At 58.8% G+C, this 11164-nt stretch carries 10 protein-coding genes; all 10 read right to left on the bottom strand.

Annotated elements, in window-relative coordinates; all coding sequences use genetic code 11:
* Positions 1-15: 15 nt before the first annotated feature.
* Complete coding sequence (gene tssK, locus ACJ8IL_RS03250) at positions 16-1362, bottom strand: type VI secretion system baseplate subunit TssK (RefSeq protein WP_025303287.1); 1347 nt, start codon at positions 1360-1362, stop codon at positions 16-18.
* A 40-nt stretch (positions 1363-1402) separates the two neighbouring features.
* Positions 1403-1933, bottom strand: coding sequence for a type VI secretion system lipoprotein TssJ (gene tssJ / locus ACJ8IL_RS03245; protein WP_442516332.1), 531 nt, complete (start codon positions 1931-1933; stop codon positions 1403-1405).
* A gap of 29 nt (positions 1934-1962) precedes the next feature.
* Complete coding sequence (tagV, locus tag ACJ8IL_RS03240; RefSeq protein ID WP_025303285.1) at positions 1963-2463, bottom strand: type VI secretion system accessory protein TagV; 501 nt, start codon at positions 2461-2463, stop codon at positions 1963-1965.
* A 48-nt stretch (positions 2464-2511) separates the two neighbouring features.
* Positions 2512-2904: a DUF4150 domain-containing protein gene (locus ACJ8IL_RS03235; protein ID WP_004934933.1), complete on the bottom strand. Its 393-nt coding sequence runs from the start codon at positions 2902-2904 to the stop codon at positions 2512-2514.
* A 16-nt stretch (positions 2905-2920) separates the two neighbouring features.
* Complete coding sequence (locus tag ACJ8IL_RS03230; protein WP_025303284.1) at positions 2921-3556, bottom strand: DUF3540 domain-containing protein; 636 nt, start codon at positions 3554-3556, stop codon at positions 2921-2923.
* A gap of 30 nt (positions 3557-3586) precedes the next feature.
* The gene (locus ACJ8IL_RS03225) at positions 3587-4654 is read right to left on the bottom strand and encodes a pentapeptide repeat-containing protein (RefSeq protein ID WP_043138675.1); all 1068 of its coding nucleotides are present in this window, start codon (positions 4652-4654) and stop codon (positions 3587-3589) included.
* On the bottom strand, positions 4651-7203 hold the full coding sequence (locus ACJ8IL_RS03220; protein ID WP_060433391.1) for a DUF2169 family type VI secretion system accessory protein: 2553 nt from the start codon (positions 7201-7203) through the stop codon (positions 4651-4653). Before ACJ8IL_RS03220 ends, ACJ8IL_RS03225 begins: the two co-directional genes overlap by 4 nt.
* Positions 7204-7374: 171 nt before the next feature.
* Positions 7375-7875 (bottom strand): hypothetical protein, encoded by a 501-nt coding sequence (locus tag ACJ8IL_RS03215; protein ID WP_147823932.1) that lies wholly within the window; start codon positions 7873-7875, stop codon positions 7375-7377.
* 101 nt (positions 7876-7976) lie between these two features.
* Positions 7977-8366, bottom strand: a complete 390-nt coding sequence (locus tag ACJ8IL_RS03210; protein WP_025303280.1) for a DUF3592 domain-containing protein — start codon at positions 8364-8366, stop codon at positions 7977-7979.
* A 10-nt stretch (positions 8367-8376) separates the two neighbouring features.
* Positions 8377-10716, bottom strand: a complete 2340-nt coding sequence (locus ACJ8IL_RS03205) for a type VI secretion system Vgr family protein (protein WP_442516331.1) — start codon at positions 10714-10716, stop codon at positions 8377-8379.
* Between the last annotated feature and the right edge of the window lie 448 nt (positions 10717-11164).

Here is an 11164-nt window from a genome sequence, read left to right as displayed (position 1 = left end):
TTCCTGAGTCATAGGTTACCGGTCCGTATGGCTGCGAATCGCCCAAAATTCCATGTCCAGCCCCGGGAATTCGCCGGCCAGGTGCAGGGCGAAGGCGCTGGATTTTTCCATCTGTTTCCACAGGTCGCCGCCTTTTTCCAGCTCGAAGTAGGTGTAGCCGGCGTGATAGGGGATCTGGCGCGGCGCAGCGGGCATGGTGCGCAGACCGATGCCCGGCAGCTGCAGCTGCACCAGATCGCGGATGCGCGTGACCGGGGCGATCTTCATCTGCGCCGGGAAATGGGTCAGCAACACCTCGGCGGCCACGTCGGCGCGCACTGCCAGCACGAAGCCAAAATCGCGCATCATTTTGGCGTCCTGCACGGTGGCGACGTTCAGCCCGTGGGAGCGTTCGACCAGCGTCAGCTGAATGGCGTTGTCTTCCAGCACCACCGACAGCCCCTGACGCAGCAGCAGCATCAGCTTGCCGAAGCACAGCGCCAGGTTGTCGTGGTCATACACCGGCAGGCGGCCTTCCGGGGTGCGCTGCGCCGAGAAGCTGGCGAGCTCGGTGGCGAACTGCAGCCAATCGGCGAACAGGCGCTCCGGGTGCAGATGATCGAGGTGGTAGGCGTGGCTCACCTGGCCGAGATGGCGGTTGATCAGCTGCAGCAGCATGAAATCGACCATTTCGGAACTGCCGCCGCGGCCCGGCTGCAGCAGGCGCTGGCTCATCTGCTGGCTGCGCTGTTGCAGCAGGCCCTGCAGATCGTTGATGAAGGTTTTCAGTACCGGGTTGCCCTGGCAGTTCAGCATCGGCGGGATCTGCGTGGTATCGAGACGCAGGCTGTTGTCGCCGCGCTTTTCCAGCACGCGGGTCACGCCGAGCGCCGTCCATTCGGCGTTGAGCTCACTCTCCAGCATCAGCCGCAGGCGCAGGCGACCGAACTGCAAGGCCGCGCTGCCCACCGAGACGGCGTTGAGATCGTCGACTTCGTTCTCATAAGCCAGATAGCGCGCCAGCGCCTCCGGGCTTTCCTGAAAGATCACGTCTTCACGCCCCGCGCGGTAGGTCGGCAGAGCCAGCACCACGTTTTCACCGGTCTTGTTTTCAGCGATGGTCAGCGGCGCGGGCGCCTGCTGGGCGCCGGAGAAGCGAAACGGCGTGCCGTCCGGCATGATGCCGCTGGCGGCGTTGAGCGCAATCTTGCCCTGGCGCAGCAGCGTTTGGTCCAGATCCAGGGTGAGGAACCCCCAGAAACAGCCGCTGTGGGCCTGGCCCCAGTTGCGCATATAGCCTTCGAGATAGTTTTCCGCCTGCTGGAAATGGTGAGGGCGCAAAAACATCCCCTCAGTCCAGACAACCTTATGAGCATCTTTCATCATCACACCTATAGTTACTTCGCTTCAGCGCAGCGGTAGGTCAGCCGACCTTTTTTACGGGGCGCAGGCCACTCACGCCCGCGACGATATGCGCTTCCAGCTCATCCGGCGAGAATTGCCATACCTTGTAGAAATTGGTTTCGGTAGGTTCCGGCAGCGGCAGTGAAATGCGCCAGGTCTTGCCGTCCAGATTTTGATATTCGGCGATCACGCCGATGTAACGTGCGTCCAACGCGCTTTGCCCACCGAGCTTCTTGCCGGTCTGGCCCGGCGTCAGGAAGAACTGATCGCTGTCCAGCAGGCTGTTGCCGAGCACGCTTTTGGCGTCGTTTTGCAGACTGAAGAAGTCGGCATCCATGAATTCCGCATCCGAACGCAGCAGCAGCACGCGAATTTTGATCGGCGCCGGTTGCGCGCCGGCGGCGGCGTTGACCTGGCGGTCAGCGTCAAACACCAGACTGTAACGCGACGGCACGCTTTTGGCGGAAGACATGCAGCCGCCGAGCGCCAGCGCGCCCAGCAGCAGAAACAGCATCCCGCACCAGCGGGAAGCGATAGGGGTCGTCATCATAGGAATCTCGTCGCCCGCAGGCGTGCTGACTACTGGAGGATCCAGGTGGCTGAGCCGGCGTTTTTACACGCCTTGCTGTCGCCGCCGACTTTGACGCAGTCCTGTTTGGCGGCGCGCGCGCGACGCGGCAGATCTTTGCGCAGCGTTGATTTGTAGCGCGCTTCCGGCACGCCGGCGTTGGCCTGGATATACCCCATCAGATCGCCCCCGCGGATGGCGGAGATCGCCAGCCAGTTGTTTTCCACTTCGCCCAGCGCGTAGAACGCGGCGGCGTTGTCCAGGCTGCCGACGGCGGTGCCGGTATAATTCGGGCTACTCATGATGCTGGCGGCATACAGGCTGCGGTACTCCTCACCGATCGGCTTGAACTGTTTCGGCGCGCTTACCGCGGCGCGGTGCTGCAGGGTGACGCCGTTGACTTCACTGCTGATGAGGGCGTCGTTATTGAGCGCCGGCGGCGGTGGCGGCGGGGTGGAACAACCGGCAAGCGTCAGGGCGGTCAGCAGCGTCAGGGTAATCCGTGTTTTCACAATGTCCTCTTTTTCTTGATTGAATGGCTGTGTAATAAGGCGCCGTCATCAGGGCGCAAGCAGCAACACTTTTAATTGGCTCGGCACGATGCGCATGCCGAGCGCGTTGGTGGAATTCTGCAGGCTGAGGCTGGTCAGCCGGGTGGCCGGAGTGCCTTTGAGCAACACGGTAAAGGCGCCGGTCAGGTGGCGGGATGGCCCCATCACCGTCCCGGAAGCGACACCGGTGGCTACGCCGGGGTTGTCGCCGTTGGTCAGGGGCGTTACCGTCGCCATGTTGTGCGCCGGGGTACCGACGAACAGAATGTTGAACGCGTTCGGGATGGCGGTCGGCGCGAGGGCGATATCCGGGTAGGGCACGGGCACCGGCGCCGGGCTTGGCGTCAGACAGACGTCGGGAAACGCCAGGTCCACGCCGATCATTTGGCTGTTGGCAAACATAAAAGGCCTCCGCAGGTTATCCGACGTGGATTTGTTCCGAATCCAGCTTGGTGATGTCTTTTGAGGTAATGAGCGTGTTGCGGGCATGAATGCGGGCGTAATCTTCCGCCTGATAATCCAGCTGCCCGGCGCGTACGTGCTCGGTTTGGCGCACTTTGCGGAACAGCGAATGGCTGATCTGGCTGACCGAATGCCACAGCGACTCGCAGCGTTTACCGACCAAACGGCTGATGCTGACGAAGGCCGACAGCTCTTCGCCGCTGTATTTCATCTTGTCGACGTGGCAGTCGCCGCTGTTCGCCTGCAGCGTCATGGCGTCGCCGCTCAGTTTCAGCGCCTGCGCGCTGTGCAACGACAGCGAGCCGTTCGGCGTTTCAATCTGCAGATCGCCTGCGACGCAGAGCCGCGCCGTGCTTTGCGGCTCTGCCCGCTCGAGGACGGCGATCGCCCACAGCTGGTGGCCGCAGCCGGCGACCAGCACGTTATCGCCGAGGGCCGGCGTCAGCAGGCAGCTCGCCGCCCGGCGACAATGCCAGCCACGACCTTCACATTCCACCACCAGACTGCCGTCCGGCAACAGGTTGACGACCTGGCCAGCGGCCTGTTGGGGCGGTGCGATGTTGACGGCGCGAGTTGTGTTGGCAACGCTCATGGTGATCCCCTCGTGAAGTGGTCAATGCATTCAGATTCGGCTCTGGCGCTGTGCGCTCCAGGTTTCGGCGGCGTACAGCTCTTCGTCGCTCTCGAGGATCCCGCTGCGATCGCTCCAGCGCGTTTGCTGCTGGTGGGCGCGATGCATACGGGTGCGCATAAAGCGCGCGCGCCGGAAATCGGCGGCGCCAATGTCGGCATAACAGAAGTCGGCGTAGGTCAGGTCGCTGTCGCTGAAATCACAGCGCGCCGATCGGCTGTGCTGAAATACGCATTGATACAGGCGCGCCTGGCTGAAGTTGGCGGCATCCAACGTCGCTTCGCTGAAGATCGCCTGATCGAACTGCCCGCCGCGACACTGCGCCTGAGTCAGATTGGCCTCCAGCCACAGCGACTGCTGCGCCTGTACGCTGGTCAGGTTGGCGCGCCGCAGCGAAGCGCCCTTGAAATTGCTCTGGCGCAGCGTCGCCTGGCTGAAGTCGACGTCGTCCAATTGGTTATCGGTAAACTGGCAGGCGATCAGGCTCTGCCCGGCGTAACTTTTGCCGCGGTGGTCACATTCGAAAAACGTGACGCGGTCGAAGTTCACGCCTTCAAACTGCGTTTTACAGAGATTTAATCGAAAGAACGTGACAAGGCATAAGCGCGCCTGATTCAACATGGCGCCGTCGAGCGGACTTTCGTAAAAGGTAGTGCGATCGTGCTGAGTGGCGGAAAAATTCGCGCCGGCCAATTGGCACGACATCCAGTGACTTTGGTTGAGCGACAGCCGGCTGAAGTCGCTCTGTTCAAGCCGACAATCGTTGAACATCGTCAGTTCGATATGGCTCTCGCTGAAGCGGCTGGCCGACATGGCGCACTGATTGAAGGCCGTTTGCTTCAGATCCGCCCGCGTAAATTGTGCGTGTTCGAGCTGGCAATCGCTGAAAACGCTGTCGCGCAGATCGCAGTCAGAGAAGTTCACGCCGTTCAGGTTCAGTTCGTTGAACATGCCGCCGGCCAAATCCAGACCGGCGAATGACAGGCCGTGCAAGTCCTCTCCGGCGATCGGCTCGCCGCGTTTTACGCGCTGGCGTATCTGCTCTGGTTTTGAGGTCATACTTCCTTCCCGTTGTGGCGAGGTAATGTTTTCACCCTGGCGGTATAGGCTCTCTCTAGCCGGGTTGCCTGATCCACTTGCGACTGCGACAGGTCAGCCCGGAACAGATTGGCGCCCTGCAGGTCGGCGCCTGACAGCACGCATTTTTGCAGGATAGCCGCAATGAAATTGGCATCGCGCAGGCTGGCGCGAGACAAATCGCTGCGGATGAACAGGCTGCCACTGCCGTTGGCCTGGCGGAAATCGGCCTCGTTCAATCGGGTTTCCGACAGATCGCAATTATTGAGACGCGCCCGGCTAAAATTGGCCCGCTGCAACGGCATCTGGCGTAAATTGCACTGGTTTAGCGTCGCGTCGCTGAAATCCGCCTGCGGCAACAGTGTCTTCGCTGCAAAGGCGCAGGCCGTGAGACGTGCGGCGTGGAAGCTGAGGCTTTGCGTCTCGGTGTCAACCCAGGCGCAACTTTCCAGCCGCGCCTGACTGAAGTTCACCGCCAGCAACCGGCATTTGACGAAGCTGACTTTGTCGAGCCGGGCGTGGCTGAATGTCAGCTGCTCCAGCTGCAGTTCCATCAGGGTAATGTTGGCCAGCGTGGCGCGGCTGAAATCACATTGTCCGAGCAAGGTTTCGTATCCCAGCAAATCGCGTAATGACGCCATCGTGAAATCGCAGCGTTGAAACAACGTTTGCTGAATATTGGTCTCATGCAGCTGCGCGCCGCCGAAATCTGTCGCTTCGCATTTCGCCAGGGCCAAAGAGGCGTGGCTCAGATCGGCCTGCTGCAAGACGGCGCCGCTGAGATCGGCGCGCGCCAACATCGCCTCGCGAAGATCGCAGCCCACCAGTCGGGTTTGGCGTAGATTGGCGTTTTCCAATAAAGCGCCGCGTAAGTTAGCCTGGCAGAGATCCATGCCGGACAGATCGGCGCCGGTGAGATCAAGGCCGCTGAGATCTTTATCGCGCAGCATGGCGGCGGCGACGCGTTGGCGAATGATTTGCGCCAGATCGCCACTTAAGCGCAGTGCAGGGCTTTGCGCCTGCGCTGACATTAAATACATTTGGTGCAGCGCGCGCTCGCTTTCCCCCAGCTGCTTCTCGCTGAACGCGTCGGGATGCTGGCGCGCCTCCTGGAACAGCAGATCGCGCTGCTGCTGGTAGCTTTCTGCACCGGAGGGCGACACGTGATCCCCTCCGGGGTTAAGCGGATCGATACCCTCGGCGTGCGCCAGCTTGAGCATGTCCTGATACTGCACCTCGGCCTGGCTTTCCAGACGCTCGACGAATTCGGCGAGTTGGTCCAGCTTCGGCGGCGCTTCTTGCGACGGTAGCGGGAACAGTTCATCGATGTCCTGGCCTTCACGCAGCAGGCGCTGGCGATGCTCTTCGCGCTGCTGGTGCTCGTAGGCGGCGATATTTTCCGCCATTGGGCTTTGCTGCGTCGGCGTTTCCGTATCCAGCCAGGCACCGATGCACGCCTCCGGCAGCAATTCTTGTTCGCGAAAAGCGTGCAAAGCACCCTGTTCTTTATCCAGCCGCTGGGCCAACACCTGCCGATAATGCGCGGTGGAACGGGGCTCCCCTTCGGTTTCCAGGGCCGGCATCAGTTGCATCACGTCGGCGGCATCGTCCTCATTGATGCGCGCGCTACCCTGATAGATCAACAGCATCTGTTCCCGATGCGGGAAGAACCAGACGGTGGTATGGCGCATCGCGATCTCTTCGAAATGCGTTTCACCGCCGCGCAGTCGGTTGATGAAGCAGCGCGCGCGCCACGGCGGTAAATGCCCTTGCTGCACCGGTTCTGAAGGGTGCATATTCCAAATCCGATAGGCAGCCCGCGGCGGCAAGCTATCACGTTGAGGAAACTGCTGATCGCTTTCTGCCATGTTGAACAGGCGCCAGTCGATATCGTTGGCGAAGCCGGGAAAGCCGTGCTTCAACCAGTCGGCGTCGTAGTTTTTACCGATGCGGGAGAAGCGACGCGGCCAGGTGATATCCAGCGCGTCAAAGCTTGCCGGCTGGGCGCTTTGCCGAGGAGACGCAAGGCGTCCCTGCAGCGGTTCAACATTGGGTAGGCGATGGATGCGGCCCTGCGGAAATGTTTCGGGAGTGGCGCCGATGCCGTGCGGATTATCGGCGAACTGAGTACCGCCGTAAGCCCGGCGCCAGTCCAGACGCATTTCTGCAAAGGGTAGAGGCGTGGAGGGACGATCGTTGATCCAATGGCGATCGCCGAAAACCACCAGCGTTTTCTCCAGCGAATCAAACTGGATCTTCACGGCGCAGGCGGTTTTGTCTTGTTGATGGTGGGTGTAGGCGTTGCCAGTGGCGAGAAACTCCGCACAGGCTTTTGGGATAGCCAGATCGAGCACGCCGCCACTTAACGTAAGTTCGTCGGCGGCCAACTGCCACAGTTCCGGTTCGGGGCGCAGACGCGGGGAGGCCCCCATGTCGGCCAAGGCCAAAACGGAAACGCCCAGATGATTTTGCCCTTGCCAAGAGAAGGGGCGATGAAGCGCGCTGAGGCGCAGAGGTTTTACGACTTTCATTGTGTGTGTAAAGCTTCCTGTGGATATCAGCTGGCAGCCAGGCTGCTTGCTCAAAAACAATCCGTTTTTCGGTTTAATAGATATCAGGCTATGTCACAACAGATGAAGAAAACGATGCGGCGTTCAGCGCCGATCGCTAATGCGGGGAGAGTCCCACTTCGAAATGGATGATCAAGAGGACAGTGCGTTGTCCTTCCCGTTTATTCCGCGAGCCAGCAGCACGGCGGCGACGGACAATGACGCGGCGATCGCCTTGGCGGTAAATTGGCCGGTGCTCTCCAGGTGATAGGGCGCAAAAAATCCGACGCCAGCGGTGCTCAGAACCAGCAGCGCGACGAGCGCCGCAAAACAGGGCAACTCTATCGCCAGCGTCAGTCTGCCGGGTGTCGCCGCACCGAGGTAACGCATCAAAAAACCGGGCAAAATCAGGAACCCGATCAGCTCTGCGGGAGCATTCACCGCAGACATCACCTGCTGATTGTATTTCAGGAGCGCTAGCATCAGCGCGACAAAGATCAGCAACCGCATGGGTAAGGCGGCCGCTCGGCTTGCCGACAAAAAGGTTTTGCCGATCGCAGCGAGCAATACGCAGCCGATCAGGATGCCAAAGACGGTAAACAGGATCTGTCCCCAGAGGCTGTCCTGCGTCGAAAAGGCAATGAACGCGCCCATCGTGACACTTCCTTATGCAAGGTGATTTAGCGAACTGATGAACGATAAGCCGTTTGCAGAACGTTGAAATCGGATCGCGTAATTGAAGGGATCCTTCTCGCTCAAAGCCGGGAAAGCTCTTCGATCACCGCTTTTTTGGGGTTCTTCGGATCGTACTTTATCGCGGTGAAATGGCCCGGCTGATAACGCGGCAGATCCACGACGCTGATCGGGCCTTTCGCCACGGCCGTATGGTTTTTTCCGTCTTGGGCGATGTACTTGACTTCGACTTCGCAGACCGGCCGATTTCCGTCCCACAGGTTGGTCTGGCGAATGCTGACGATTTGCCCGGAAGCGGAAATACCGTTCTCCATCACGCTGAGGGAAGAACCGATATGTTTGAAATAACCCCAGATATCGACCGTGATGAATTTGAAAAAACCCACCAGACTGAGGATGGGAGCCAATAAAATCAACCCGATAACGGTGAAAACATTTTTGGCCTTCGACATGGGAGTCCCTTTACAAGAAGATCGCCAGCGCCTTGGTGTTCAATCGTAAGGCACCGTTGGTGACCAGCGCGCCAAGCTGAGTGAACGTCATGGGATCATTACTGAGCTTGAAATTGGTTTTGCTGATCGACAGCGGGTTATGCGAGATATCCAGCATCGTGTGTTTAAGGCTGGTCGCCGTCAACGAAAGATTGGAGCCGTAGAAGGCAAAATTGGCCCCGGTCGCCACCCATTTCCAGCCGTGGCAGTTATCTTTCCAGTTCGGCGTTTGTACCGAGACGCCGTCCGCACTGGTGATATCAATGGTTTTCGCCTTGATGGTCAGCGTGCCGGTGATCGTCGTGTTCTGGTTATTATTATAGGTTTCGGTGACATCCCCGGTCACGGTAGCGGTCTGGCCGCCCGCTTCAATCGTCAGGACTTGCCCGCCGGCAGTAATGGTGGTGTGCTGACCGCCGGCGGTGATGTTGACGGTCTGCCCCTGCTTGATGGTGCTGGTCTGTTGCCCTTCGGTAATGTCGAGGGTCTGGTTGCCTTTCACCGTGACATGCTGGGTTTGCGTAATGTTTTGCGTCTGCGCGCCGTCAAGCTTGAAAGACTGATTGCCGGTGATGTCGATTTTATCGCCGCCGTCGATAATCGTCAGGTCGCGGCCGCCTTTGATGTTCACCGTCTGGTGAGCGTTCAGGTTGGCGGTGTCCAGCCCATTGACGGTCGTCGTGCGTTTCGCTTTGTACAGGAACGTGGCGTCGCCGGTGACGGTGTCGTCCTGCTGGCGCCCGATGGTGGTGGTGCGACTGCCGTCAATATTGACGTTCTTGTCGTTTTCCACCGTCATGTTCATGTTGCGTTCGGCATGCATGTCGAACGATTCGTTGCCGGGCGAGTCTTCCAGGAACAGGAAGCTGGCGTTGTCGGCGCCGCCGCCTTTACTGCGGCTCATAAAGCCCATTTTAGTGGCGTCGCCGGGCAGATCCCACGGCGGCATGCTGTCTTCGTTGTAAACGCGGCCGGTGATGATAGGGCGATCCGGATCGCCGTTGATAAAGTCGACCACCACTTCCTCACCCACGCGCGGGATCTGGATCCCACCGTATTTCCAGCCGGCCCAGGCGCTCGAGACGCGCACCCAACAGGAACTGGTTTCATTGCCGCTGCCGTGGCGATCCCAACGGAATTTGAGTTTCACCCGGCCATATTTATCGGTCCAGATGCTTTCGCCTTCCGGGCCCACTACTTCGGCAGTTTGCGGGCCGTGGGTTTTCGGCCAAGGCGTGGTGCGCGCCGGGCGCCAATTGATGTCCGCCGGAACGACCTGAAATTCGGTTCGCTGCTCGCCAACATCATTATCGTTGCTGGCGTAGCTGTTTTCCTGCATGAAGTACTGCGCGCTGACCACCAGGTAGGCGCGGTTGTCTTCCATACGCGGCGCCTGGGTCAGTTGAAAACGGTAGCCGGGCGCAATGCCCTGCGAATTGCCTTCGCCGCTCATCTGCTCGTGCTGCGCTTCGAACTCCTGTTGGCGAACCTTGACGTAAAACTGGCCGTGGGCGTGATCGGTATAGCGACCGGGCCAGTCGAACACCTCGGCTTTGTCCTGCGCGAACGAGGCGGGATTCTGCCGGGCCTCCAGCAACCGCGCGCGCGGCTTACGAAAATCGTAGTCATCCAGGCTATAGAGGCTGGGCGTGATGGCGTCAGAAACGCTCCAGCTATTGATGCTGTCCTTGTTTTCCACCAGGCCACCTTCCGCGAGCTGGTAGGGAATGCTGGCGTAGCCGGCGAGTTCCTGATGGGCCGCCGGCGCGTCAGCCAGCACCAGCGTATGGCCGTCTTGCTGGTGCGTGAAATAATAATAGATGCCTTCGTGTTCCATCAGACGGCTGATGAAATCGAAATCGCTCTCCTGATACTGCACGCAGTATCCCCAGATGCGGTAGTCGTAACTCAGGCGGTTATCGATTTTCACCTGATACTGCCCCAGCACCTGAGTCAGGATGTCGGGAACGGTTTTTTCCTGGTGGATGCGAAAATCGCGGTTTTGCGTCAGATACCACAGCGTGGGGCGCAGCACGGCGCGGTAGATATAGTAACGGTTGCCGCCAGCTTCTCGGCCGGAGAGGGTCATGCGCGTGATATTGCCGTTGAGATAACGCGGTGCCAACGGATTGCCCCGCAGCTCCAGCGTGATTTTTTGTCCCAGCAGCGCTTTCAGATCGAGCCGATTGTCGGGGCTGAGCAACTCGACGTCGAACTCGAACAATCCGGCCAGTTTTTCCTCGCCGAAAAGGCTTCTGAACAACAGCTGATGGGAGGGCAAGGGCGTGTGCGCAATGATAAGACGATCCATACTATTCCCCGCTTTAGGCATAGCTACCGCACGAGAATTGACGCGCGATCCCGATGGCGTATCTGTCACGAATAGAGACAGGAACTGACGAAAGATTTAACAAAGTTTACACAAAGGCACGATTTGTGCAGTCTACAATAGAGCTCTGCATTTGCAAAATAGCCTTGTGGATCAATGCTCAATTCGTTAACTTGCTCACGATCTTGTTTTTTATTATCTAAAACATATAGATGCGAGCAGATCATTTTTTATCTCAAATTATTGGGAAATTGGTAATACCAAAGAATAAATGTGTAACACATAAGCCAACGTGCTTATAAAACAACTCTTTTTTTACGTAAAAAAAGTCGCTGACTGTTTTTTATCCTTACCATTTGCCAGTTAAAGATGATCAAATATATAAATTTGGCGAATGTTAATTCGGATGATTCCTATTTGGTGGGCGTCC

Origin of the sequence: Serratia sp. CY47444 (assembly GCF_052168635.1) — a bacterium.
Lineage (GTDB): Bacteria > Pseudomonadota > Gammaproteobacteria > Enterobacterales > Enterobacteriaceae > Serratia > Serratia bockelmannii.
Note: the sequence above shows the minus strand (reverse complement) of the source record. Positions and strands in the feature narration are given on the sequence as shown.

Bases quoted from the DNA above. Each gene is read 5' to 3' on its own strand.
- tssK (WP_025303287.1), bottom strand. From the start codon at position 1,362: ATGAAAGATGCTCATAAGGTTGTCTGGACTGAGGGGATGTTTTTGCGC.
- ACJ8IL_RS03220 (WP_060433391.1), bottom strand. From the start codon at position 7,203: ATGAAAGTCGTAAAACCTCTGCGCCTCAGCGCGCTTCATCGCCCCTTC.
- ACJ8IL_RS03225 (WP_043138675.1), bottom strand. From the start codon at position 4,654: ATGACCTCAAAACCAGAGCAGATACGCCAGCGCGTAAAACGCGGCGAG.
- tssJ (WP_442516332.1), bottom strand. From the start codon at position 1,933: ATGATGACGACCCCTATCGCTTCCCGCTGGTGCGGGATGCTGTTTCTG.
- ACJ8IL_RS03210 (WP_025303280.1), bottom strand. From the start codon at position 8,366: ATGTCGAAGGCCAAAAATGTTTTCACCGTTATCGGGTTGATTTTATTG.
- ACJ8IL_RS03215 (WP_147823932.1), bottom strand. From the start codon at position 7,875: ATGGGCGCGTTCATTGCCTTTTCGACGCAGGACAGCCTCTGGGGACAG.
- ACJ8IL_RS03205 (WP_442516331.1), bottom strand. From the start codon at position 10,716: ATGGATCGTCTTATCATTGCGCACACGCCCTTGCCCTCCCATCAGCTG.
- ACJ8IL_RS03235 (WP_004934933.1), bottom strand. From the start codon at position 2,904: ATGTTTGCCAACAGCCAAATGATCGGCGTGGACCTGGCGTTTCCCGAC.
- ACJ8IL_RS03230 (WP_025303284.1), bottom strand. From the start codon at position 3,556: ATGAGCGTTGCCAACACAACTCGCGCCGTCAACATCGCACCGCCCCAA.